At 59.5% G+C, this 22,517-nt stretch carries 25 protein-coding genes; 23 read left to right on the forward strand and 2 right to left on the reverse strand.

Going from position 1 to position 22,517, the window contains the following annotated elements:
- Positions 1 to 7 precede the first annotated feature (7 nt).
- Together secF and BBG20_RS26155 are read left to right on the forward strand one after the other, a co-directional pair.
- The gene (secF, locus tag BBG20_RS26150; RefSeq protein WP_065908613.1) at positions 8 to 922 is read left to right on the forward strand and encodes a protein translocase subunit SecF; all 915 of its coding nucleotides are present in this window, start codon (positions 8 to 10) and stop codon (positions 920 to 922) included.
- A 123-nt stretch (positions 923 to 1,045) separates the two neighbouring features.
- Positions 1,046 to 1,588 carry a glycine zipper 2TM domain-containing protein gene (locus tag BBG20_RS26155; RefSeq protein ID WP_065908615.1) on the forward strand — a complete coding sequence of 181 codons (543 nt, stop codon included), beginning with the start codon at positions 1,046 to 1,048 and terminating at the stop codon, positions 1,586 to 1,588.
- A 202-nt stretch (positions 1,589 to 1,790) separates the two neighbouring features.
- Here BBG20_RS26155 and suhB read toward each other — a convergent pair whose 3' ends face one another.
- Positions 1,791 to 2,606: a type III secretion system regulator SuhB gene (suhB, locus tag BBG20_RS26160; RefSeq protein ID WP_003175971.1), complete on the reverse strand. Its 816-nt coding sequence runs from the start codon at positions 2,604 to 2,606 to the stop codon at positions 1,791 to 1,793.
- Positions 2,607 to 2,751: 145 nt separating this feature from the next.
- On the opposite strand from suhB, the gene trmJ reads away from it, so the two are divergent.
- The 21 genes from trmJ (at position 2,752) to BBG20_RS26265 (ending at position 21,603) form a co-directional block, all read left to right on the forward strand.
- Complete coding sequence (gene trmJ, locus BBG20_RS26165; protein ID WP_003210307.1) at positions 2,752 to 3,522, forward strand: tRNA (cytosine(32)/uridine(32)-2'-O)-methyltransferase TrmJ; 771 nt, start codon at positions 2,752 to 2,754, stop codon at positions 3,520 to 3,522.
- A gap of 2 nt (positions 3,523 to 3,524) precedes the next feature.
- Entirely contained in the window at positions 3,525 to 4,310 is a 786-nt protein-coding gene (gene cysE, locus BBG20_RS26170) for a serine O-acetyltransferase (protein ID WP_065908617.1), read from the forward strand.
- A 301-nt stretch (positions 4,311 to 4,611) separates the two neighbouring features.
- Positions 4,612 to 5,103 (forward strand): Fe-S cluster assembly transcriptional regulator IscR, encoded by a 492-nt coding sequence (gene iscR / locus BBG20_RS26175; RefSeq protein WP_003194020.1) that lies wholly within the window; start codon positions 4,612 to 4,614, stop codon positions 5,101 to 5,103.
- Positions 5,104 to 5,153: 50 nt separating this feature from the next.
- Positions 5,154 to 6,368, forward strand: coding sequence for an IscS subfamily cysteine desulfurase (locus BBG20_RS26180; RefSeq protein ID WP_017530022.1), 1,215 nt, complete (start codon positions 5,154 to 5,156; stop codon positions 6,366 to 6,368).
- A gap of 99 nt (positions 6,369 to 6,467) precedes the next feature.
- Positions 6,468 to 6,854 carry a Fe-S cluster assembly scaffold IscU gene (gene iscU / locus BBG20_RS26185; RefSeq protein ID WP_003209682.1) on the forward strand — a complete coding sequence of 129 codons (387 nt, stop codon included), beginning with the start codon at positions 6,468 to 6,470 and terminating at the stop codon, positions 6,852 to 6,854.
- Positions 6,855 to 6,882: 28 nt separating this feature from the next.
- Positions 6,883 to 7,206 carry an iron-sulfur cluster assembly protein IscA gene (gene iscA, locus BBG20_RS26190; protein WP_003175963.1) on the forward strand — a complete coding sequence of 108 codons (324 nt, stop codon included), beginning with the start codon at positions 6,883 to 6,885 and terminating at the stop codon, positions 7,204 to 7,206.
- A gap of 8 nt (positions 7,207 to 7,214) precedes the next feature.
- Positions 7,215 to 7,736, forward strand: a complete 522-nt coding sequence (hscB, locus tag BBG20_RS26195) for a co-chaperone HscB (protein WP_065908619.1) — start codon at positions 7,215 to 7,217, stop codon at positions 7,734 to 7,736.
- Positions 7,737 to 7,787: 51 nt separating this feature from the next.
- Positions 7,788 to 9,650 carry a Fe-S protein assembly chaperone HscA gene (gene hscA / locus BBG20_RS26200; RefSeq protein WP_065908621.1) on the forward strand — a complete coding sequence of 621 codons (1,863 nt, stop codon included), beginning with the start codon at positions 7,788 to 7,790 and terminating at the stop codon, positions 9,648 to 9,650.
- A 3-nt stretch (positions 9,651 to 9,653) separates the two neighbouring features.
- The gene (gene fdx / locus BBG20_RS26205) at positions 9,654 to 9,995 is read left to right on the forward strand and encodes an ISC system 2Fe-2S type ferredoxin (protein ID WP_015885743.1); all 342 of its coding nucleotides are present in this window, start codon (positions 9,654 to 9,656) and stop codon (positions 9,993 to 9,995) included.
- Positions 9,996 to 10,009: 14 nt separating this feature from the next.
- Positions 10,010 to 10,210 (forward strand): Fe-S cluster assembly protein IscX, encoded by a 201-nt coding sequence (iscX, locus tag BBG20_RS26210; protein ID WP_065908623.1) that lies wholly within the window; start codon positions 10,010 to 10,012, stop codon positions 10,208 to 10,210.
- A 92-nt stretch (positions 10,211 to 10,302) separates the two neighbouring features.
- Positions 10,303 to 10,728, forward strand: a complete 426-nt coding sequence (gene ndk / locus BBG20_RS26215; protein ID WP_060754319.1) for a nucleoside-diphosphate kinase — start codon at positions 10,303 to 10,305, stop codon at positions 10,726 to 10,728.
- Between the two features lie 29 nt (positions 10,729 to 10,757).
- Positions 10,758 to 11,906, forward strand: coding sequence for a 23S rRNA (adenine(2503)-C(2))-methyltransferase RlmN (gene rlmN / locus BBG20_RS26220; RefSeq protein ID WP_065908625.1), 1,149 nt, complete (start codon positions 10,758 to 10,760; stop codon positions 11,904 to 11,906).
- A gap of 12 nt (positions 11,907 to 11,918) precedes the next feature.
- Positions 11,919 to 12,677: a type IV pilus biogenesis/stability protein PilW gene (pilW, locus tag BBG20_RS26225; protein ID WP_065908627.1), complete on the forward strand. Its 759-nt coding sequence runs from the start codon at positions 11,919 to 11,921 to the stop codon at positions 12,675 to 12,677.
- Positions 12,677 to 13,684: a RodZ domain-containing protein gene (locus BBG20_RS26230; RefSeq protein WP_065908629.1), complete on the forward strand. Its 1,008-nt coding sequence runs from the start codon at positions 12,677 to 12,679 to the stop codon at positions 13,682 to 13,684. The genes pilW and BBG20_RS26230 overlap by 1 nt, the downstream gene beginning before the upstream one ends.
- A gap of 2 nt (positions 13,685 to 13,686) precedes the next feature.
- Positions 13,687 to 14,796: a flavodoxin-dependent (E)-4-hydroxy-3-methylbut-2-enyl-diphosphate synthase gene (gene ispG, locus BBG20_RS26235; protein WP_025859271.1), complete on the forward strand. Its 1,110-nt coding sequence runs from the start codon at positions 13,687 to 13,689 to the stop codon at positions 14,794 to 14,796.
- 23 nt (positions 14,797 to 14,819) lie between these two features.
- The gene (hisS, locus tag BBG20_RS26240) at positions 14,820 to 16,109 is read left to right on the forward strand and encodes a histidine--tRNA ligase (RefSeq protein ID WP_065908631.1); all 1,290 of its coding nucleotides are present in this window, start codon (positions 14,820 to 14,822) and stop codon (positions 16,107 to 16,109) included.
- A gap of 41 nt (positions 16,110 to 16,150) precedes the next feature.
- The gene (locus tag BBG20_RS26245; RefSeq protein ID WP_065908632.1) at positions 16,151 to 16,792 is read left to right on the forward strand and encodes a YfgM family protein; all 642 of its coding nucleotides are present in this window, start codon (positions 16,151 to 16,153) and stop codon (positions 16,790 to 16,792) included.
- Positions 16,785 to 17,936 carry an outer membrane protein assembly factor BamB gene (gene bamB / locus BBG20_RS26250; protein ID WP_065908633.1) on the forward strand — a complete coding sequence of 384 codons (1,152 nt, stop codon included), beginning with the start codon at positions 16,785 to 16,787 and terminating at the stop codon, positions 17,934 to 17,936. The genes BBG20_RS26245 and bamB overlap by 8 nt, the downstream gene beginning before the upstream one ends.
- 134 nt (positions 17,937 to 18,070) lie before the next feature.
- Positions 18,071 to 19,540, forward strand: coding sequence for a ribosome biogenesis GTPase Der (der, locus tag BBG20_RS26255; RefSeq protein ID WP_065908635.1), 1,470 nt, complete (start codon positions 18,071 to 18,073; stop codon positions 19,538 to 19,540).
- Positions 19,541 to 19,675: 135 nt separating this feature from the next.
- A complete protein-coding gene (locus BBG20_RS26260; protein WP_065908636.1) occupies positions 19,676 to 20,824 on the forward strand; it encodes a pyridoxal phosphate-dependent aminotransferase in 1,149 nt (382 codons plus the stop codon).
- A complete protein-coding gene (locus tag BBG20_RS26265) occupies positions 20,812 to 21,603 on the forward strand; it encodes an amidohydrolase (RefSeq protein WP_065908637.1) in 792 nt (263 codons plus the stop codon). Before BBG20_RS26260 ends, BBG20_RS26265 begins: the two co-directional genes overlap by 13 nt.
- A gap of 60 nt (positions 21,604 to 21,663) precedes the next feature.
- On the opposite strand, the gene BBG20_RS26270 is transcribed toward BBG20_RS26265, so the two are convergent.
- Positions 21,664 to 22,428 (reverse strand): hypothetical protein, encoded by a 765-nt coding sequence (locus tag BBG20_RS26270; RefSeq protein WP_141697322.1) that lies wholly within the window; start codon positions 22,426 to 22,428, stop codon positions 21,664 to 21,666.
- Positions 22,429 to 22,517: the final 89 nt, after the last annotated feature.

Here is a 22,517-nt window from a genome sequence, read left to right on the forward strand (position 1 = left end):
GGCTGCCATGTTACGTACAATCAACTTCATGGGCGTTCGCAACGTTGCGTTCGGCGTCACCGTGCTCCTTACCGTTCTGGCGTTGTTCAGCTGGTTCCATAAGGGTCTGAACTACGGTCTGGACTTCACCGGCGGTACGCTCATCGAGCTGACCTACGAGAAGCCGGCCGACGTCACCCTGGTGCGCAACGAGCTGGTCAAGGCCGGCTATCACGAAGCCATCGTGCAGAGCTTCGGTGCCACCACCGACCTGCTGGTGCGTATGCCGGGCGAAGACCCGCAACTGGGTCACCAGGTCGCCGAGGCCTTGCAGAAGGTCGGCGGTGACAACCCGGCGTCGGTCAAGCGCGTCGAGTTCGTGGGCCCGCAGGTCGGTGAAGAGCTGCGCGACCAGGGCGGCCTCGGCATGCTGATGGCGCTGGTCGGCATCATGATCTACCTGGCATTCCGCTTTCAGTGGAAATTCGGTGTCGGCGCCATTGTGTCGCTGATCCACGACGTGATCGTGACCGTGGGCATCCTGGCGTACTTCCAGATCACCTTCGACCTGACCGTGCTCGCGGCGGTACTGGCGATCATTGGTTACTCCCTCAACGACACCATCGTGGTATTCGACCGGGTTCGTGAGAACTTCCGGGTACTGCGCAAGGCGTCGTTGATCGAGAACATCAACGTTTCCACCACCCAGACCCTGTTGCGGACCATGGCGACGTCGATCTCCACCTTGCTGGCGATCGCGGCACTGATGATCTTCGGCGGCGACAACCTGTGGGGCTTCTCCCTGGCGCTGTTCATCGGCGTTCTGGCGGGTACCTACTCGTCGATCTACATCGCCAACGTGGTGCTGATCTGGCTGAACCTCAACAGCGAAGACCTGATCCCTCCTGCTGCGACTGGCAAGGAGGTCGACGACCGCCCTTGATGGGCGCTTGTTGATCTGCTGTTACAAAGAAGGCACGAGTATTGAACTCGTGCCTTTTTTTTTGCTCCAAGGCTGGGTATAGCGCGGATCTTTCGGTCCGTTTGTGATGGTCAGGAGGTTCACGTGAACAAGTCGTTGCTGGTTGGTGCGGTATTGGGTGCTGTCGGTGTGACTGCCGGGGGTGCTGTTGCCACCTACAGCCTGGTGAAAAGCGGCCCTGAGTATGCGCAAGTGCTGGCGGTGCAGCCGGTAAAAACCCAGATCAAAACCCCGCGCGAGGTCTGCAAGGACGTCGCAGTGACCCGGCAGAAGCCGGTTCAGGATCAACATCAGATCGTCGGCACGGTAGTCGGCGCACTGGCCGGTGGCCTGTTGGGCAACCAGGTCGGTGGCGGTAATGGCAAGAAGCTGGCTACTGTAGCTGGCGCGGTCGGTGGCGGTTACGCCGGTAACAAGGTTCAGGAAGGCATGCAGAACCGCGATACCTACACCACCACTCAAACCCGTTGTAACACCGTCAATGACATCAGCGACAAGGTGGTCGGTTATGACGTGCGTTACAACCTGGATGGCAAGGAAGGGTCTGTGCGCATGGACCGTGATCCGGGTGGCCAGATTCCAGTCGATAAAGAAGGTCGGCTGATCCTGGGTCAGAACCAGCAGTAATTGATAAGCCTGGCACTGGCCAGGATGTAGGAGCTGGCTTGCGATTGCGGTGGGTCCAGCTGATTAGCTAGCTGGCTGACCGCTATCGCAGGCAAGCCAGCGCCTACATTGGATTGTGGTTGAGTCAGTGGTACTGGGTTTGCCCCCAAATCCCAAGCATAAAAAAAGCACCCCTCGGGGTGCTTTTTTTGTGCTCGCTCGCTTAGCGTTTCAGCGAAGCCGGCAGGTGCGGCTGGATCGCCGTCAGTACTGCCTTGAAGCATTTGGTGTTGCCGGCAACCACGTGGCCTTTCTCAAGGAAGTCGTGACCGCCGGTGAAGTCGCTCACCAGGCCGCCTGCTTCCTGGATCAGCAGGGCGCCTGCAGCCATGTCCCACTCGGACAGGCCCGATTCCCAGAACGCATCAAAACGACCTGCGGCCACATAGGCCAGGTCCAGGCTGGCGGCACCGGCGCGGCGGATGCCGGCGGTCTGGCCAACCAGGGCGCGGAACATGCCCAGGTAGTTTTCCAGGTTGTCCATCTGGTCGTCACGGAACGGGAAGCCGGTGCCGAGCAGGGCGCCGTCCAGGCTGGTACGGCCGCTGACACGCAGGCGACGACCATTCAACTGGGCGCCACGGCCACGGCTGGCGGTGAATTCTTCCTGGCGAACCGGGTCGAGTACGACGGCGTGTTCCAGGCGGCCACGGTATTTGCAGGCAATGCTCACAGCAAAGTGTGGGATGCCGCGCAGGAAGTTGGTGGTGCCATCCAGTGGGTCGATGATCCACAGGTAGTCTTCGCCTTCGCCGCTACCTTTGTGCAGGCCGGTTTCTTCACCGAGGATGCCGTGGGTAGGGTAGGCCTTGCGCAGGGCGTCGATGATTTTCTGTTCGGCGGCGCGGTCCACCTCGGATACATAATCCTTGGCGTCTTTTTCGTCGACCTTGATGGTATCCAGGCGCTCGATGGAGCGGAAGATCAATTCACTGGCGCTGCGGGCGGCGCGCAGCGCGATATTCAGCATGGGCTGCATGGATGTGTCACCTAAGGTTGTTAAAGAAAGCCGGGCATTCTAGCAGAAACTTTCTTCAGGTGAAGGACGACGTTAGCTTTCATGGCATAACCTTAGGCTGTTCTGTAAGATTTGCTCCCCTTTCCCGTGTCCGAGAGCGCCTCCCTTGCTGCAAAACATTCGTGTCGTCTTGGTCAATACCAGTCATCCCGGCAACATCGGCGGGGTGGCGCGAGCCATGAAAAACATGGGGCTGACGCGCCTGGTGCTGGTCGAACCGCGCGTGTTCCCCCATCACGAGGCTGATGCCCGTGCGTCCGGCGCCAATGACATCCTCGAAAAGGCCCAGGTCGTCGCCACCTTGGAAGATGCCCTGGTCGGTTGCAACCTGGTGCTCGGCACCAGTGCTCGCGATCGCCGCATTCCCTGGCCGCTGCTGGATCCGCGCGAGTGCGGGACCAAGGTCGTGGAAGAGGCTGCTGGCGGCGCTGAGATCGCGCTGGTGTTTGGCCGTGAAGACTCCGGCCTCACCAATGAAGAGCTGCAGCGATGTCATTACCACGTGCACATTCCATCAGACCCCGAGTTCAGCTCGCTGAACCTCGGGGCAGCGGTGCAGGTGTTGAGTTATGAAGTGCGCATGGCCTGGCTGGCCGCAGAAGGGCAGCCGAGCAAGGTCGAGAAGGACGAAGTGGCGTCGACCAAGAGTGGCGAGTTGGCCACCATGGACGAGCTGGAGCGATTCTATGAACACCTGGAGCAAACCCTGGTGGCCATTGAGTTCCTCGATCCGGAAAAACCACGGCACTTGATGGCGCGCCTGCGTCGGTTGTACGGACGCAGCTCGGTCAGCCGGGCGGAAATGAATATATTGCGTGGCATCCTCACGGAAACCCAGAAAGCGGCCCGTGGCGAGCTTCTTAAGCGGAAGGATTAAAAATGTTCGAGCGTTTGCGAGAAGATATCCAGAGTGTTTTCCACCGTGACCCGGCGGCGCGCAACGCCTTTGAAGTGCTGACGTGCTACCCGGGCATGCATGCAATCTGGATCCATCGCCTGTCCGGCGCCTTGTGGGGCATGGGCTGGAAATGGCTGGCGCGGCTGGTGTCGAACTTCGGTCGCTGGCTGACCGGGATCGAAATCCACCCGGGGGCCAAGGTCGGGCGTCGCTTCTTTATCGATCATGGCATGGGCATTGTGATCGGCGAGACGGCTGAAATTGGGGATGACGTAACCCTCTACCAGGGCGTGACCCTCGGCGGTACCAGTTGGAACAAAGGCAAGCGCCACCCAACCCTCGAAGACGGCGTGGTGGTCGGGGCGGGCGCCAAGGTGCTTGGCCCGTTCACGGTCGGCGCGGGCGCCAAGGTCGGCTCCAATGCGGTGGTGACCAAGGCGGTACCGGCCGGCGCGACCGTGGTCGGCATTCCAGGGCGGATCATCGTCAAGCCGGAAGTCGGCGATGAGCAGGAAGCCAAGCGCAAGGCCATGGCCGAGAAGATCGGCTTCGATGCCTACGGCGTCAGCGAAGACATGCCGGACCCGGTGGCACGCGCCATCGGCCAGTTGCTCGATCATCTGCAGGCCGTAGATGGCAAGCTGGAGGGCATGTGCGGTGCGCTGAAGGATCTGGGCAGCCCTTACTGTGCGAAAGATCTGCCTGAGTTGCGCGAAGAAGACTTCGCCGAGATCAAGGACGAAGCATCAGCCACCAAGGCAGGCTAGATATTACGGTTGATAGAGCTCTCCTGTGGGAGCTGGCTTGCCGGTGATAGCGGTCTGCCAGCTACCCCTTGAGCTGCTGATCCACCGCCAATCGCAGGCAAGGCAGATCCCACATTTGATCTCCATTGGTCATGAGATCGGGCGTTGACCTTGTTCCTGCTGGTCGTCCCTACCCCATCCTGCTATGATTCGCGCGCCCTTTTTACGGGTAATCCTGACTAAAGTACTAGGTCTTATAGTTGACTTAAATACTCGGGAATCGCATACTTGCTCCCATTCTGAAACACCTTGGTACTTGTCCATGAGACTGACTACAAAAGGCCGATACGCGGTGACCGCCATGCTTGACTTGGCCTTGCACGCGCAAACTGGGCCGGTGTCCCTGGCCGATATCTCCGAGCGCCAAGGCATTTCCCTGTCCTACCTCGAGCAACTGTTCGCCAAGTTGCGCCGCAGCAACCTGGTTTCCAGTGTGCGTGGGCCGGGCGGCGGCTATCAACTGTCCCGCGACATGCAGGGCATCCAGGTAGCCCAGGTCATCGACGCGGTGAACGAATCCGTCGATGCAACCAAATGCCAGGGTCTGGGTGACTGCCACGCCGGCGACACCTGCCTGACGCACCACCTGTGGTGTGACTTGAGCCTGCAGATCCATGAGTTTTTGAGTGGTATCAGCTTGGCTGATCTTGTGACTCGCCGTGAGGTGCAAGAAGTAGCCCAGCGTCAGGACCAGCGCCGTTGCAACACCAAGGCGCCGCGTCTGGACAAGATTGAAGCGTCCGCCGTCGAGTGACAGCCGAAGAGCTAACGGCACGCCAGCCAGCCTGATTTAGGAGAAAGTCCATGAAATTGCCGATTTACCTTGATTACTCAGCGACCACCCCGGTTGATCCGCGTGTCGCGCAAAAGATGAGTGAATGCCTGCTGGTTGACGGAAACTTCGGCAACCCGGCCTCCCGTTCCCACGTATTCGGCTGGAAAGCCGAGGAAGCGGTCGAGAACGCTCGTCGCCAGGTCGCTGACCTGGTGGGTGCAGACCCGCGTGAAATCGTCTGGACCTCCGGTGCCACCGAGTCCGACAACCTGGCAATCAAGGGCGCGGCGCATTTCTACGCGACCAAGGGCAAGCACCTGATCACCACCAAGATTGAGCACAAGGCTGTCCTCGACACCATGCGCCAACTGGAGCGTGAAGGTTTCGAGGTGACCTACCTCGAGCCAACCACCGACGGTATCGTCACCCCGGCCATGATCGAGGCCGCGCTGCGTGAAGACACCATCCTGGTTTCCGTGATCCACGTGAACAACGAAATCGGCACCATCAACGACATCGCGGCCATTGGCGAGCTGACCCGTTCCAAGGGCATCCTGCTGCACGTCGACGCTGCCCAGTCCACCGGCAAGGTCGACATCGACCTGTCGAAACTGAAAGTCGACCTGATGTCGTTCTCTGCCCACAAGACCTACGGCCCTAAAGGCATCGGCGCGCTCTACGTGAGCCGCAAGCCTCGCGTGCGTATCGAAGCCACCATGCACGGCGGCGGTCACGAGCGCGGCATGCGTTCGGGCACCCTGGCGACCCACCAGATCGTCGGCATGGGCGAAGCTTTCCGCGTAGCCAAGGAAGACATGGCTGCCGAAAACGTGCGCATCAAGGCCCTCAGCGATCGCTTCTACAAGCAGGTCGAGAACCTTGAAGAGCTGTACATCAACGGCAGCATGACCGCCCGTGTACCGCACAACCTGAATTTGAGCTTCAACTACGTCGAAGGCGAGTCGCTGATCATGGCACTCAAGGACCTGGCGGTTTCGTCCGGTTCGGCCTGCACCTCGGCCTCGCTTGAGCCTTCGTATGTCCTGCGCGCCCTGGGCCGCAACGACGAACTGGCACATAGCTCGATCCGCTTTACGTTCGGCCGCTTCACCACCGAAGAACAAGTCGACTACGCCGCGCAGAAAGTCTGCGAGGCCGTCAACAAGCTGCGCGTTTTGTCGCCGCTGTGGGACATGTACAAAGACGGTGTCGATATTTCCAAGATCGAGTGGGCGGCACACTAAATATAGAAGCCGCCACCCAAGCTCTGTAGGAACGTGGCGGAAAACGCAGGCGTTTTTACAGGGTTCCAGAGCGGCCCTGATGAGTGAGGATTCAGTACCATGGCTTACAGCGAAAAGGTCATCGACCACTACGAAAACCCGCGCAACGTCGGCAAGATGAACGCGGAAGACCCTGATGTCGGCACCGGCATGGTCGGCGCTCCGGCGTGCGGCGATGTGATGCGCCTGCAGATCAAGGTCAACGAAGCTGGCGTTATCGAAGACGCCAAATTCAAGACATATGGCTGCGGTTCCGCCATTGCCTCCAGCTCCCTCGCTACCGAGTGGATGAAAGGCAAGACCCTGGATGAGGCTGTCACCATCAGCAATACCCAGTTGGCCGAAGAACTGGCCCTGCCGCCGGTGAAAATTCACTGCTCGGTACTCGCTGAAGACGCCATCAAGGCGGCCGTTCGCGACTACAAGCAGAAGAAAGGCTTGATCTAAGCATTTGGCGACGAGTAAGGAGTCAACGATGGCTATCAGCATGACAGAAGCGGCTGCGCAGCACATTCGCCGCTCCCTGAATGGGCGCGGTAAAGGTGAGGGGATTCGTCTGGGTGTTCGCACCACGGGCTGTTCCGGCCTTGCCTACGTGCTGGAGTTTGTCGACGAGGTGGTTGCGGAAGACCAGGTGTTCGAAAGTCACGGCGAGAAAGTGATTATCGACCCCAAGAGCCTGACCTACCTGGACGGCACCGAACTCGATTTCGTCAAGGAAGGGTTGAACGAAGGCTTCAAGTTCAACAACCCCAACGTGCGCGGTGAATGTGGCTGCGGCGAAAGCTTCAACATCTGAGGCTATTCGTGGGTACTCCTTGTCATTTCGCTTTATTCGAGCTGCAGCCGAGTTTCCGGCTGGACCTCGAACAGCTGGCCGCGCGCTACCGTGAATTGGCGCGTGGCGTGCACCCGGACCGCTTCGCTGACGCTTCCGAGCGTGAGCAACGCCAGGCCCTGGAGCAATCGGCCAGCCTCAACGAAGCCTATCAGACGCTCAAAAGCCCTCCGAAACGCGCGCGTTACCTGCTCGCGATGAACGGTGGCGAGTTGCCGCTGGAAGTTACGGTGCACGACCCAGACTTCCTGATGCAGCAGATGCAGTGGCGCGAAGAGCTCGAAGACTTGCAGGACGAAGCCGATCTGGCGGGTGTCGCGGTCTTCAAGCGTCGTCTGAAAACGGCCCAGGATGAGCTTAACGAAAGCTTCGCAGCCTGTTGGAACGATGCTGCGCAACGCGAACAGGCCGAACGCCTGATGCGGCGCATGCAGTTCCTCGACAAGCTCACCTACGAAGTGCGCCAGTTAGAAGAGCGCCTCGACGATTAACCCAGTGCTGCCCGTGATGCACGCCTGATAGACAGATAAGACCTGATTACCATGGCTCTACTGCAAATCGCCGAACCCGGCCAAAGCCCTCAACCGCACCAGCGTCGCCTGGCGGTGGGGATTGACCTGGGCACCACCAATTCCCTGGTTGCTGCCTTGCGCAGCGGCCTGTCCGAGCCGCTGCCCGACGCCAATGGCCAGGTGATCCTGCCGTCCGCCGTGCGCTATCACGCTGATCGCACCGAAGTGGGCGAGTCGGCCAAGCTGGCCGCGTCTACCGATCCCTTGAACACCGTGCTGTCGGTCAAGCGCTTGATGGGTCGTGGTCTGTCCGACGTCAAGCAATTGGGCGACCAGTTGCCGTACCGCTTTGTCGGTGGCGAATCCCATATGCCGTTCATCGACACTGTCCAGGGGCCGAAGAGCCCGGTGGAAGTGTCGGCCGATATTCTCAAGGTGTTGCGCCAGCGTGCGGAATCCACCTTGGGCGGCGAACTGGTGGGCGCGGTGATCACCGTTCCGGCGTATTTCGATGATGCTCAGCGTCAAGCCACCAAGGACGCGGCGAAACTCGCCGGCCTCAATGTGCTGCGCCTGCTCAACGAGCCGACTGCGGCGGCCGTGGCCTATGGCCTGGATCAGCACGCAGAAGGCCTGGTCGCTATTTATGACCTGGGCGGCGGCACCTTTGATATTTCGATCCTGCGCCTGACCGGCGGTGTCTTCGAAGTGCTGGCCACCGGCGGCGACAGCGCCCTGGGCGGCGATGACTTCGACCACGCCATTGCGGGCTGGATCATCACCAGCGCCGGCTTGTCGGCTGACCTGGATCCGGGCGCGCAACGCAACCTGTTGCAAACCGCCTGTGCTGCCAAGGAAGCGTTGACTGATGCTGCTTCGGTTGAAGTGTCCTACGGTGCTTGGTCGGCTCAACTGACCCGCGAAGCCTTCGATGCGTTGATCGAGCCGATGGTTGCCCGCAGCCTCAAGGCTTGCCGTCGCGCCGTGCGTGATTCCGGTATCGAGCTGGAAGACGTCGGTGCCGTGGTCATGGTGGGTGGTTCCACCCGTGTGCCGCGCGTTCGCGAGGCCGTGGCCGAAGCCTTTGGTCGCCAGCCGCTGACTGAAATCGACCCGGATCAGGTAGTCGCCATTGGTGCTGCGATCCAGGCCGATACCCTGGCTGGGAACAAGCGCGATGGTGGCGAATTGCTGCTGCTCGACGTGATTCCGCTGTCCCTGGGCCTCGAAACCATGGGCGGCCTGATGGAGAAGGTGATTCCACGTAACACCACCATTCCCGTTGCCCGTGCCCAGGACTTCACTACTTACAAAGATGGCCAGACGGCCATGATGATTCATGTGCTGCAAGGTGAGCGCGAGCTGATCAGCGATTGCCGCTCCCTGGCGCGCTTTGAATTGCGCGGCATTCCGGCGATGGTGGCCGGTGCGGCGAAGATTCGCGTGACCTTCCAGGTCGACGCCGATGGCCTGCTCAGTGTCGCTGCGCGCGAACTGGCGTCCGGCGTCGAAGCCAGCATCCAGGTCAAGCCTTCCTACGGCCTGACCGACGGCGAAATCGCCAAGATGCTCAAGGACTCGTTCCAATATGCCGGTGACGACAAGGTCGCCCGCGTATTGCGTGAGCAGCAAGTGGATGCCCAGCGCCTGCTCGAAGCGGTGCAGGGCGCCCTTGAAGCGGATGGCGAGCGCTTGTTGGATGCCGAAGAGCGCATGGTCATCGACCTGCAAATGCAGGAGCTGGCTGAACTGATGAAAGGCAACGATGGTTACGCCATCGAGCAGCAGACCAAGCGCTTGTCGCAGGTCACGGATGCGTTTGCCGCCCGGCGCATGGATCAGACGGTGAAAGCCGCACTGGCCGGGCGCAACCTGAATGAAATCGAGGAATAATTAATGCCGCAGGTCATTTTTCTGCCACACGCCGAGCATTGCCCGGACGGTATGGTCGTGGAGGCTGAGACCGGCAAGTCCATCCTCGAAGTTGCCCATGACAACCACATCGAAATCGAAAGCGCCTGTGGCGGAGTGTGCGCCTGCACCACCTGCCACTGCGTGATTCGCGAGGGTTTCAACTCCCTGGAAGAAGCGGATGAGCTCGAAGAGGACTTTCTGGATCGCGCCTGGGGCCTGGAGGCGACTTCTCGCCTAAGCTGTCAGGCAAAGGTCGGAACTGAAGACATCACCGTCGAAATCCCGAAATATTCCCTCAACCATGCAGCCGAAGCGCCGCATTGATTCAAGGAAATGTCATGAGCCTGAAATGGGTTGATGTACAAGAAATCGCTATACAACTTGCGCAAGCCCACCCGGAGGTCAATCCTCTGACGGTCAACTTCGTCAAGCTGCGCAATCTGGTGATGGAGCTGCCGGACTTCGACGACATCCCCGACCGGGGTGGCGAAAAGGTTCTGGAGGCGATTCAAGGCCTGTGGATCGAAGAAGCAGACTGAACCGCCTTTTTACGCAGTTAGGCAATACCCAATAACCCGCGTATAATTCGCGGGTTTAATTTTTCGTAAATTACCGTTTCTGGAGTTACACCATGGCTGTTCAACGTACTTTCTCCATCATCAAGCCTGACGCTGTTGCAAAAAACGTCATCGGCGAGATCACCACTCGTTTCGAAAAAGCCGGCCTGAAGGTTGTAGCTTCGAAACTCAAGCAACTGTCCAAGGCTGAAGCTGAAGGCTTCTACGCTGAGCACAGCGCTCGTGGCTTCTTCGGTGACCTGGTTGCCTTCATGATCTCCGGTCCTGTTGTTGTTCAGGTTCTGGAAGGCGAAAACGCTATCGCTCTGAACCGTGAGCTGATGGGCGCTACCAACCCTAAAGAAGCAGCTGCCGGCACCATCCGTGCTGATTTCGCTGAGTCCATCGACGCCAACGCTGTACACGGTTCGGACTCCGAAGCCGCTGCTGCTCGCGAAATCGCTTACTTTTTCGCTGCTACTGAAGTAACCGCTCGCTAAGCATCGGCTTAAAGAGTGAGGGTGAATCCATGACTACATCGACTGTTAAAACCAACCTGCTGGGTCTGACTCAACAGGAAATGGAAAAATTCTTCGACTCAATCGGGGAGAAGCGTTTCCGTGCCGGTCAGGTAATGAAGTGGATTCACCACTTTGGCGTCGACGATTTCGACGCCATGACGAACGTCAGCAAGGCTTTGCGCGACAAGCTCAAGGCTATTGCTGAAGTGCGTGGTCCGGAAGTGGTCAGCGAGGACATCTCCAGCGACGGCACCCGTAAATGGGTGGTCCGCGTGGCGTCCGGCAGCTGTGTCGAGACCGTGTACATTCCCCAGGGCAAACGCGGCACCTTGTGCGTTTCGTCCCAGGCAGGCTGTGCCCTGGACTGCAGTTTCTGCTCCACCGGCAAGCAAGGCTTCAATAGCAACCTCACCGCCGCCGAAGTCATCGGCCAGGTGTGGATTGCCAACAAATCTTTCGGCAGCGTCCCGGCAACCGTCGACCGTGCCATCACCAACGTGGTGATGATGGGCATGGGTGAGCCGCTGCTGAACTTCGACAACGTCGTTTCGGCCATGCATCTGATGATGGACGACCTGGGCTACGGCATCTCCAAGCGCCGTGTGACCCTGTCGACCTCCGGCGTGGTGCCGATGATCGATGAGTTGTCCAAGCACATCGACGTCTCCCTGGCGTTGTCGCTGCACGCACCCAATGACGCATTGCGTAACCAATTGGTGCCGATCAACAAGAAGTATCCGCTTAAGATGCTGCTCGAGTCTTGCCAGCGCTACATGTCGTCCCTGGGCGAAAAGCGCGTGCTGACCATTGAGTACACCCTGCTCAAGGACATCAACGACAAGGTCGAACACGCGGTCGAGATGATCGAGTTGCTCAAGAACATCCCGTGCAAGATCAACCTGATTCCGTTCAACCCGTTTCCACATTCTGGCTACGAGCGTCCGAGCAACAACGCCATCCGCCGTTTCCAGGATCAACTGCACCAGGCCGGCTACAACGTCACCGTACGCACCACCCGTGGTGAAGACATCGACGCCGCCTGTGGCCAATTGGTAGGACAGGTGCTGGATCGCACCCGTCGCAGCGAACGTTATATCGCGGTGCGCGAACTGAGCGCCGCCGACGATATGCCACAAAGCGCTGCGAATCGAAACTGAGAGAGGATCTCTATGCCCTTGCGCCTTGCGCTGCTTTTACTGGTGACCGGCCTTGCGGCCGGATGTGTTTCATCGGGACATGAAAGCCCGTTGCAAACCGGTAAAGGCCGTGACGCGGCGCGAGTTGCCTATGTGCAACTGGGGTTGGGGTACCTGCAGCAAGGCATGAGCGAACAGGCCAAGGTGCCATTGAAAAAGGCCCTGGCGCTGGACAGCGACGATGCCGACGTCAACGCCGCATTGGCCCTGGTGTTCCAGGCCCAGGCCGAGCCTGAACTGGCCGATCAGTATTTCAACAAAGCCCTGGCCGTCCGGCCTGCCGATCCGCGGTTGCTGAACAATTACGGCAGCTTCCTGTTCGCGCAGCAACGTTATGACCAGGCAGCCGTTAATTTCCAGCAAGCCAGCGCCGATACCCTCTATCCTGAACGCTCGCGGGTGTTCGAGAACCTTGGGGTGACCTCGATGCGCCTCGGCCAGCGCGACAGCGCACGCCAGCAACTGGAAAAAGCCCTGCACTTGAACGGTCGTCAGCCACGCGCGTTGCTCGAAATGGCTGAGTTGTCCTACGAAGACAGGCATTATGTGCCGGCACGTGACTATTACGAGCGTTTTAGCCTGCTCAGCGGGCAAAATGCACGTAGTCTATTGCTCGGTGTGCGCCTGGCGACGGTTCATGAAGAACGCGACACGGCCGCACGTTTTGGCCAGCAACTCGAACGACTCTATCCCGGTACGCCGGAATATCAGCAATACCTGTCGGAGCAATGATGAAAGCGGCGCACCCGGAAGTTGTAGCAGCTAATCGCGTAAACCCAGGCGACACCTTGCGTCAGGCCCGCGAAAGCAATGGTTGGTCGTTGGCGGAAGTGGCCCTCAAGCTCAATTTGACCACCACCTCCCTGGGCAACCTGGAAGCCGGCGCGTTCGACAAGCTGCCTGGGCATACCTTCGCCCGCGGCTACATCCGCGCCTACGCCAAGCTGCTGGGGATCGACCAAGCCGTATTGGTCCAGGAATTCGACCAGTTCACCGGCACCGACTCCCAGGGCAGCAATGTCCACGGCCTGGGCCGCATCGAAGAGCCGGTGCGGGTTTCCCACACGATTTTACGCATTGTCAGCCTGTTGCTGCTGATCGCTGTCATTGGCGGCGGGTTTGTCTGGTGGCAAGACCAGACCTCCCAGCGCTCCAAGGACCTGACCAGCAACGCCATGGAGCACGTCGAAGTCGAAAGCGCCGACGGCACCACCCAGATTCACCCGCTCGATGAGCCAGAGGACCAGGCTGTGGCTGAGAGCCAGGCCGCGCCTGAAGCGCCGGTTGCCTCTGAGCCGCCAGCAGCAGAAACCGCACCTGCCGCAACCGCTGCCGTACCAGCACCTGCGACGCCGTCTGCACCCGCTCACACGCCGGCAGCTCCGGCCGCCCAGGCGCACACTCCAGCGACTCCGACGCAGGCGCCAGCGGCCCCAACGCCGGCCGCTCCGGCAGCGCCTGCGATTTCACCGCCTACCGCCCCGGCATTGATCGCGGGTGATGGGCGCGTACAGATCACCTTCATCGCTGACTGCTGGACGCAGGTCACCGATGGCAATGGCAAAGTGCTGTTTAGCGGTCTGAAGCGTAAGGGAGATACTCTTGACCAAGGCGGCAAGCCTCCTTTGACGCTGCGTCTGGGCTTTGCCCGTGGCGCGCAAGTGGCCTACAACGGCCAGCCTGTGGACGTGGCGCCGTTCACCAGTGGCGAGACCGCTCGCCTCAAGTTGGGACAATAGTCATGCACGGCGAATCTCCAATCAAACGTCGCGTATCGCGCAAGATCTGGGTCGGCTCGGTGCCGGTGGGCGGCGATGCCCCCATTGCGGTACAAAGCATGACCAACAGCGACACCAATGACGTGGCCGCCACCGTTGCCCAGATCAACCGTCTGGAAGCGGCCGGCGTGGACATCGTACGGGTATCCGTGCCGGACATGGACGCTGCCGAAGCCTTCGGTCGCATCAAGCAACTGGTCAAGGTGCCGTTGGTGGCCGACATTCACTTCGACTACAAGATCGCACTGCGCGTAGCCGAACTGGGTGTGGACTGCCTGCGTATCAACCCGGGCAACATCGGTCGCGAAGACCGTGTGCGTGCCGTGGTGGATGCGGCGCGTGATCGCGGCATTCCGATCCGCATCGGCGTCAACGCCGGCTCCCTGGAAAAAGACCTGCAAAAGAAATACGGCGAGCCGACCCCGGCGGCGCTGGTTGAATCGGCGCTGCGCCATGTTGAACACCTTGAACGCCTGAATTTCCAGGACTTCAAGGTCAGCGTAAAGGCCTCCGACGTGTTCATGGCCGTAGAAGCCTACCGCCTGCTGGCCAAGGAAATCGTGCAGCCGCTGCACCTGGGTATCACCGAAGCCGGTGGTTTACGTTCAGGCACAGTGAAATCTGCGGTGGGTCTCGGTATGCTGCTCGCCGAAGGGATTGGCGATACTATCCGCATCTCCCTCGCGGCAGACCCGGTAGAGGAAGTGAAGGTCGGTTACGACATTCTCAAATCCCTGCATTTGCGTTCCCGTGGCATCAACTTCATTGCCTGCCCGAGCTGCTCGCGGCAGAACTTCGACGTGGTGAAAACCATGAACGAACTGGAAGGGCGCCTCGAAGACCTGCTGGTGCCGCTGGATGTCGCGGTAATCGGTTGTGTGGTCAACGGCCCGGGTGAAGCCAAAGAGGCGCACATCGGCCTGACCGGCGGCACACCGAACCTGATCTACATCGACGGCAAGCCGTCGCAGAAGTTGACGAATGACAATCTGGTGGATGAGCTCGAAAGACTCATCCGCGAGAAAGCGGCCGAAAAGGTCGCGGCTGACGCAGCGCTGATCGCGCGCGGCTGATTGAACGAATTTAAGGATTTGATGTGAGCAAGTCTCTGCAAGCCATTCGTGGCATGAACGACATCCTGCCTGAGCAGACGCCTCTGTGGCGTTACTTCGAGAGCACTGTCGCGCGCCTGCTGGATAACTACGGTTACAAGCAGATCCGCATGCCGATCGTCGAGTTCACCGAGCTGTTCAAGCGCTCGATCGGTGAAGTGACCGACATCGTCGAAAAAGAGATGTACACCTTTGAGGACCGCAACGGCGACTCCCTGACCCTGCGTCCGGAAGGCACAGCCGCGTGCGTGCGCGCCGTGCTCGAGCATGGCCTCACCGGTGGCGGCCAGCCACAGAAACTCTGGTACATCGGCCCGATGTTCCGCCACGAGCGCCCGCAGAAAGGCCGTTATCGCCAGTTCCACCAGATCGGCCTGGAGGTGTTCAACCTCGACGGTCCCGACATCGACGCCGAGCTGATCGTGCTGACCTGGCGCCTGTGGGGCCTGCTGGGCATCCGCGATGCGGTCAAGCTTGAGCTCAACAGCCTGGGCACCAGCGAGTCGCGCGGTCGCTATCGCGAGGCCCTGGTCGAATACCTGTCCGCCCACCTGGACAAACTGGATGAAGACAGCCAGCGCCGTCTGAAAACCAACCCGTTGCGCGTCCTTGATACCAAGAACGCCGACACCCAGGCCGTGCTGGTTGATGCGCCGAAAATGGCCGACTACCTGGACGACGAATCCCGACTCCACTTCGAGGGCCTCAAGGCTCGCCTGGAGGCGGCCGGGATTCCGTACGTGATCAACCCGAAGCTGGTACGCGGCCTCGATTACTACAGCAAGACCGTGTTCGAGTGGGTCACCGACAAGCTCGGCGCCCAGGGCACCGTGTGTGCCGGTGGGCGTTACGACGGCCTGGTTGAACAAATGGGCGGCAAGCCGACCGCGGGTGTAGGTTTTGCCATGGGTATCGAGCGGCTGATCCTGCTGCTGGAAACCCTGGAGCAGGTCCCGGAAGAAATCTCCCGTCAGGTGGATGTGTACCTGTGCGCATTCGGCGAGGCGGCCGAACTGGCAGCCCTGGCCCTGAGCGAAAAGGTTCGCGACCAACTGCCGAACCTGCGCCTGCAGATCAATGCCGGCGCCGGCAGCTTCAAGAGCCAGTTCAAGAAGGCCGACAAGAGCGGTGCGCTGTATGCACTGATCCTCGGCGATGACGAGTTGGCCCAGCAAGTGATAGGTTTCAAACCCCTGCGTGGCCAGGGCGAGCAACAGAACATTGCCTTTGATGCGCTCGCCGCGCACTTGGCCACCTGCGTCGTGCAGGGTTGAAGCTGTCGAACAGCCGAATTTAGCGATTAAGGAGTATTGGGGTGTCGAGTACTGATGATGAGCAACTGGCCGAGTTCAAGGACTGGTGGCAGCGTAACGGCAAGCCCCTGGTTACTGGCGGCCTGCTGGCTTTAGTGGTGGTGTTCGGCTGGCAAGCCTGGACCAAGTATCAGGCCAACCAATCCCAGGGCGCCTCGATCCTCTATCAGCAATTGCTGGAAACCACGTTGACGCCTGACGGCAAGCCCGACCCTGCGCAAGTAGCGGATCTGGCCGGCAAGCTGAAGAACGAATTTGGCGGTACCACCTACGCCCAATACGGCAGCCTGTTCGTCGCGAAAGTCGCGGTCGACACCGGCAAGCTGGATGACGCAGCCACCGAGCTGAAGGCCATCGCCGACAAACCGACCAACCCGACCCTGGGTGAAATCGCACGTCAGCGCCTGGCTCAGGTATTGGCGGCGCAGAACAAGGCTGACGAAGCACTCAAACTGCTCGACGGCGATGCTGACAAGGCATTTGTAGCCACTCGCGAAGAGCTCAAGGGCGACCTCTTGGTCCAATTGGGTCGTACCGACGAAGCCAATGCTGCGTACCAAAAAGCCAAGGCGGCGCTGTCTGATGAAGCAGCGGTCGGTGGCTTACAAATCAAGCTGGACGACTTGGCCAAAGGGGATGCGTGACGTGATCCGTTGGAAACATGCAGCATTGCTGGCTCTGGCCGTTCTGGCCGCGGGTTGCAGCAGCAACAGTAAAAAAGAACTGCCTCCGGCCGAGCTGACCAGCTTCAAGGAAGAAGTGGTCCTGCAAAAGCAGTGGAGCCGCTCCATCGGTGACGGTCAGGGCGACACCTACAACATGTTGGTACCGGCAATCGACGGTGACAACATTGTGGCCGCTGACGTGACCGGCGTCGTGATCTCCATGGATCGCATGAACGGCGACGTGAAGTGGAAGAAAGACCTCGAATTGCCTGTGTCCGGCGCCGTTGGCGTGGGTTATGGCCTGGTGATGCTCGGCACGCTCAAGGGCGAAGTCGTGGCGCTGGATTCCAGCACCGGTGAAGAGAAATGGCGCGCTCGCGTGACCAGTGAGGTTCTCGCACCGCCTGCCACCAACGGCGATATCGTCGTGGTGCAGACCCAGGACGACCGTGTGATCGGCCTCGACGCCAGCACCGGTGAACAGCGCTGGTTGTACGACAGCACCCCGGCGGTACTGACGTTGCGCGGTACCAGTGGTCCGATTGTGACCAACAATCTGGCCGTTGCAGGCCTGTCGACCGGTAAAGTGGTCGCCCTCGATACCCAGAACGGCGTGCCGGCCTGGGAAACCCGTGTGGCCATCCCGCAAGGTCGTTCGGAACTCGATCGCGTGGTCGACATCGATGGTGGCTTGCTGCTGTCGGGTGAAACGATCTACGTCGCCACTTACCAGGGCCGTGTAGCGGCGCTGGACCTGCAGAGCGGTCGCGTCAACTGGCAGCGTGATGCTTCCAGCTACGCGGGTGTCGCCCAAGGGTTTGGCAGCGTCTACGTCAGCCTGGCATCCGGCACCGTTGAAAGTGTGGATGAGCGCACCACCACTGCGCTGTGGAGCAACGACTCGCTGGCCCGCCGTCAGCTGTCGGCACCGGAAGTGTTCTCCAGCTACGTGGCTGTTGGCGACTTCGAAGGCTACCTGCACCTGCTGAGCCAGGTAGACGGTCGCTTTGTAGGTCGTGAGCGTATCGACAGCGACGGCCTGCGTGCCCGTCCGCTGGTCGTGGGTAACATGCTTTATGTGTTTGGCAACAGCGGCAAGCTGGAAGCCCTGACCATCAAGTAAGAACTATGCTTGGGGTAACCCCCAGGCGGCCCCGTTTCGGCGGGGCATGCGGCATTTGAATATGCTGCCCCGAGCACCAGCCGCTGCCTTGCAGCGGCTTTTGTATTTTCTGAAATAACGAAGTGGAGAGCCGCATGGTTCCCGTAATCGCCCTGGTGGGCCGACCTAACGTCGGCAAGTCCACCTTGTTCAACCGCCTGACCAGGACTCGCGACGCCATCGTCGGCGACTTGTCCGGTCTGACCCGTGATCGCCAATACGGTGAGGCAAAGTGGCAAGGGCGCTCCTACATTATTGTCGACACCGGTGGTATCTCCGGTGACGAGCATGGCATGGACGAAAAAATGGCCGAGCAGTCGCTGCTGGCCATTGAAGAAGCCGATGTCGTGTTGTTCCTGGTGGACGCCCGTGCGGGCTACACCGCTGCCGACCAGATGATTGGCGAGCACCTGCGCAAGCGCAACAAGCGTTCCTACGTGGTCGCCAACAAGATCGACAACATCGATCCTGAACTGGCCCGTGCCGAATTCAGCCCGATGGGCCTGGGCGACGCGATCCCGATCGCCGGTGCACACGGTCGCGGCATCACCCAGATGCTGGAAATTGCCCTGAGCAGCTTCCCCAAGGATGACGCCGAGGAAGAAGAGGGCGAGGAAGAGATCGTCGCCGAAGGTGAGGAAGCCAAGCGCATTCCTGGCCCGAGCGAAAAAGACGGTATCAAGATCGCCATCATCGGCCGTCCGAACGTGGGCAAGTCGACCCTGGTCAACCGCATGCTCGGTGAAGACCGGGTTATCGTGTATGACCAACCCGGCACCACGCGCGACAGTATCTACATCCCGTTCGAGCGTAACGACGAGAAGTACACGCTGATCGACACCGCCGGTGTGCGCAAGCGCGGCAAGATCCACGAGGAAGTTGAAAAGTTCTCCGTGGTGAAAACCCTGCAGGCGATCAAAGACGCCAACGTGGTGATCTTCGTGATGGACGCCCGCGAAGGTGTGGTGGACCACGACCTCAACTTGCTGGGCTTTGCCCTGGAAGCCGGTCGCGCCCTGGTGATCGCGATCAACAAGTGGGACGGCATGACGCCGAGCGAGCGCGATTTCGTCAAGATCGAGCTGCAGCGCCGGCTGTTCTTCGTCGAGTTCGCCGACATCCACTTCATATCGGCACTGCACGGTACCGGCGTGGGCAATCTCTACGCATCCGTACAGAACTCGTTCAAGTCCGCGGTCACCCGCTGGCCGACCAACCGCCTGACCCAGATCCTCGAAGACGCGGTGGGCGAACACGCGCCACCGATGGTCAACAATCGCCGGATCAAACTGCGTTACGCCCACTTGGGTGGTGCCAACCCGCCGATTATCGTGATCCACGGTAACCAGATCGAGAAGGTGCCAAAGTCCTATGTGCGTTACCTGGAGAACACCTACCGCCGTGTCCTGAAGCTGGTCGGTACACCGATCCGCATCGAGTTCAAGGGCGGCGAGAACCCATACGAAGGCAACAAGAACACACTGACTGACCGTCAGGTGAACAAGAAGCGTCGTTTGATGACTCACCACAAGAAGGCCGACAAGAAGCGCCGCGACAAGCGATAGCAGCAGCTTCAAGTCGTCAGCTACAGGCTGCAAGAGCGGGCTCCTTTGGAGCCCTTTTTTGTGCCTGGCAGTTTGTCGCTTGACCTGCTTGCAGCTTGCAGCTTAAAACTTGGGGCTCACCTGCAGGGGCCTCCGATGATCACCAGTAAGCTGCCAAATGTCGGCACGACCATTTTCACCACCATGTCGCAACTCGCTGCCGAAACCGGCGCGCTCAACCTGTCCCAGGGCTTTCCCGATTTCAATGGCCCCCAGGGTTTGCTCGACGCGGTAGGCAAGCATATCGCCCTTGGCCATAACCAATATGCGCCGATGACCGGGCTGCCCGTGTTGCGTCAGCAAGTAGCCGCCAAGATCGCCCGCAGCTACGGCGCCACGGTGAATGCGGACACTGAAGTGACCATCACCCCAGGCGCCACCGAGGCGATCTTCTGCGCGATCCAGGCGGTGATTCGCAGTGGTGACGAAGTCATCGTCTTCGATCCCTGCTACGACAGCTACGAGCCCTCGGTCGAACTGGCTGGTGGCCGTTGCGTGCATGTGCAACTGAGCCTGCAAGGCTTTGCGCTCGACTTCGAAAAGATCAAGGCCGCGCTTTCATCGCGCACGCGCATGATCATCCTCAACACCCCGCACAACCCCACCGGCGCGCTGATCAGCCGCGCCGAGCTGGACCAGTTGGCCGAATTGATCCGCGACCGCGATATCTATCTGGTCAGCGATGAAGTCTACGAGCACCTGGTATTCGATGGTGTGCCCCACGTCAGCGTGCTGGCCCATGAAGAGCTGTACCGGCGCGCCTTCGTGGTCAGCTCCTTCGGCAAGACCTACCACGTCACCGGCTGGAAAACCGGCTACGTGGTCGCGCCACCGGCCCTTAGCGCCGAACTGCGCAAGGTGCATCAATATGTCAACTTTTGCGGCGTAACGCCTTTGCAGTACGCTCTGGCGGACTTCATGGCCGAACACCCGGAGCACGTCGAGGAACTGCCGGCCTTTTATCAGGCCAAGCGCGATCTGTTCTGTGATCTGCTGGCGCCGTCGCGTTTGAGCTTTACCCGGGTGACCGGCACCTACTTCCAACTGGTGGATTACTCACAGATTCGCCCGGACCTGGATGACGTCGCCATGTCGCTGTGGATGACCCGCGAACACGGTGTGGCGACCATTCCGGTCTCGGTGTTCTATCAGGATCCACCCCAAGGCCAGCGCCTGGTGCGCCTGTGCTTTGCCAAACGCGAGGAGACGCTGCAGCAGGCAGCGGAAAAACTATGCGCGATCTGAGTGCACTGCCCGACCTGAACATTGCCTTGGTCCAGACCAGCCTGGTGTGGCATGACCGTCAGGCCAACCTCGAGCATTTCGAGCTGTTGCTAGAGCAGGCGCGCGGCGCCGACCTGATCGTGTTGCCGGAGATGTTCACTACCGGCTTCTCCATGGAGTCGGCCACCCTCGCCGAACCGGAAAACGGCCCTACCCATCATTGGCTCCAGGCCCAGGCGAAGAAGTACAACGCGGTAATTACCGGCAGCGTGATCATCCAGGCCGCCGACGGCAGCCATCGCAATCGCCTGCTGTGGGCGCGGCCGGATGGCGAGGTGTTGCACTACGACAAGCGTCATCTGTTTCGTATGGCCGGCGAGCACGATCACTACACCCCCGGCGAGCGCCAGGTGCAGTTCGAATTGAAAGGCTGGCGCATTCGCCCGCTGATTTGCTACGACCTGCGTTTCCCGGTGTGGAGCCGTGACGCCCAGGACACCGACTTGCTGCTGTACACCGCGAACTGGCCTGGTGCGCGGCGTCATCATTGGAACCGTCTGTTGCCGGCGCGGGCAATCGAAAACCTGTGTTACGTGGCGGCAGTGAATCGGGTTGGTACTGACGGTAAGGGTTTTGCCTACACCGGTGACAGCCAGGTGCTGGATTTCCAGGGCGAGACCGTGCTGAGTGCGGGGGAGGCGGATGGGGTTTTTCAAGTTCGTCTTGAGGCCGGGGAGCTGGCGGATTATCGCACTCGGTTTCCTGCCAATTTGGACGCCGACACGTTTCACTTGGGCTGATGGGGCGATGTTGAGTACGGGTACCTCGACCTTCCAGTCGAGGTACCAGGGGATTAGCTTTTAGAGGGCAAATTCGCTGCTTCGAATGGCCGCGTAGTAGTTCTTGCTTTGCTGGGCGATGTCTTTGGCTTCTGTGCTGTTGGGATCCAGTGTTCGATATTGCTCATAAAACTTGTGTCCCAAACCTCCTTTTTGTCCGGACGTTTCTTCCAGCTGCTTGCAATAATCCTCTCCCAACATGGATTTGGCAGTACTTGGATTCATCTTCCCAAAGATCATTGCAGGTGTGATGACCTGCATTTCACAATTGCCGCCGGCCTCGGATTTATAGGTGGCATTGATGCCGCTGTAACCGAGTGGGTCTACATCTCCATCAATTCTTTTTATATTGATGCCGCCTTTTTTTTCCAGGTCGGCAACCACGTTGTCTACTTTTTCGCTATTGATAATGACGGTCGTGCGGGTGAGGTCTTTGATTTTGCCCATGTCGCCGCCGTAGTCATTATTTATTTTGGTCAATGCTCGATCAATTGTTTTCATCGGGGCGGTAATTAACTTGCCGCCATAATCTTTAGCTATTTTTTTGGAAAAATCATCGTTTTCCGATTTCGAGGTGTACATCTTTTCGTAGATGAACGTTCCCAGCTTGGTATGCCCTTTTTTTATACCCAAACGTTCAGGGTCACTATTGTTTGTAGGCGGGAGGGTTTCTTTATTGTCCGTTGACCATTCGTTTGGCCTTTGCTGTCGGGGGCTTGCTTGTTGTGCAGGCGTGTGCGCAATAAAGGGGTTGCTGGCTGGATGAGAAGGAGCGGTCGTAATCATGAGCGAGTGCTCTCACTGTGATTATTATCTTGCGGATCAATACGGAAGATTTCATCAGAGAGATTTTTGCAGTGATAATGCTGTTTCAT

Source organism: Pseudomonas aylmerensis (genome assembly GCF_001702265.1).
GTDB lineage: Bacteria > Pseudomonadota > Gammaproteobacteria > Pseudomonadales > Pseudomonadaceae > Aquipseudomonas > Aquipseudomonas aylmerensis.

Bases quoted from the DNA above. Each gene is read 5' to 3' on its own strand.
- secF (WP_065908613.1), top strand. From the start codon at position 8: ATGTTACGTACAATCAACTTCATGGGCGTTCGCAACGTTGCGTTCGGC.
- suhB (WP_003175971.1), bottom strand. From the start codon at position 2,606: ATGCAGCCCATGCTGAATATCGCGCTGCGCGCCGCCCGCAGCGCCAGT.
- cysE (WP_065908617.1), top strand. From the start codon at position 3,525: ATGTTCGAGCGTTTGCGAGAAGATATCCAGAGTGTTTTCCACCGTGAC.
- iscR (WP_003194020.1), top strand. From the start codon at position 4,612: ATGAGACTGACTACAAAAGGCCGATACGCGGTGACCGCCATGCTTGAC.
- BBG20_RS26180 (WP_017530022.1), top strand. From the start codon at position 5,154: ATGAAATTGCCGATTTACCTTGATTACTCAGCGACCACCCCGGTTGAT.
- iscU (WP_003209682.1), top strand. From the start codon at position 6,468: ATGGCTTACAGCGAAAAGGTCATCGACCACTACGAAAACCCGCGCAAC.
- iscA (WP_003175963.1), top strand. From the start codon at position 6,883: ATGGCTATCAGCATGACAGAAGCGGCTGCGCAGCACATTCGCCGCTCC.
- hscA (WP_065908621.1), top strand. From the start codon at position 7,788: ATGGCTCTACTGCAAATCGCCGAACCCGGCCAAAGCCCTCAACCGCAC.
- fdx (WP_015885743.1), top strand. From the start codon at position 9,654: ATGCCGCAGGTCATTTTTCTGCCACACGCCGAGCATTGCCCGGACGGT.
- iscX (WP_065908623.1), top strand. From the start codon at position 10,010: ATGAGCCTGAAATGGGTTGATGTACAAGAAATCGCTATACAACTTGCG.
- ndk (WP_060754319.1), top strand. From the start codon at position 10,303: ATGGCTGTTCAACGTACTTTCTCCATCATCAAGCCTGACGCTGTTGCA.
- rlmN (WP_065908625.1), top strand. From the start codon at position 10,758: ATGACTACATCGACTGTTAAAACCAACCTGCTGGGTCTGACTCAACAG.
- pilW (WP_065908627.1), top strand. From the start codon at position 11,919: ATGCCCTTGCGCCTTGCGCTGCTTTTACTGGTGACCGGCCTTGCGGCC.
- BBG20_RS26230 (WP_065908629.1), top strand. From the start codon at position 12,677: ATGAAAGCGGCGCACCCGGAAGTTGTAGCAGCTAATCGCGTAAACCCA.
- ispG (WP_025859271.1), top strand. From the start codon at position 13,687: ATGCACGGCGAATCTCCAATCAAACGTCGCGTATCGCGCAAGATCTGG.
- bamB (WP_065908633.1), top strand. From the start codon at position 16,785: ATGCGTGACGTGATCCGTTGGAAACATGCAGCATTGCTGGCTCTGGCC.
- der (WP_065908635.1), top strand. From the start codon at position 18,071: ATGGTTCCCGTAATCGCCCTGGTGGGCCGACCTAACGTCGGCAAGTCC.
- BBG20_RS26260 (WP_065908636.1), top strand. From the start codon at position 19,676: ATGATCACCAGTAAGCTGCCAAATGTCGGCACGACCATTTTCACCACC.
- BBG20_RS26265 (WP_065908637.1), top strand. From the start codon at position 20,812: ATGCGCGATCTGAGTGCACTGCCCGACCTGAACATTGCCTTGGTCCAG.
- BBG20_RS26270 (WP_141697322.1), bottom strand. From the start codon at position 22,428: ATGATTACGACCGCTCCTTCTCATCCAGCCAGCAACCCCTTTATTGCG.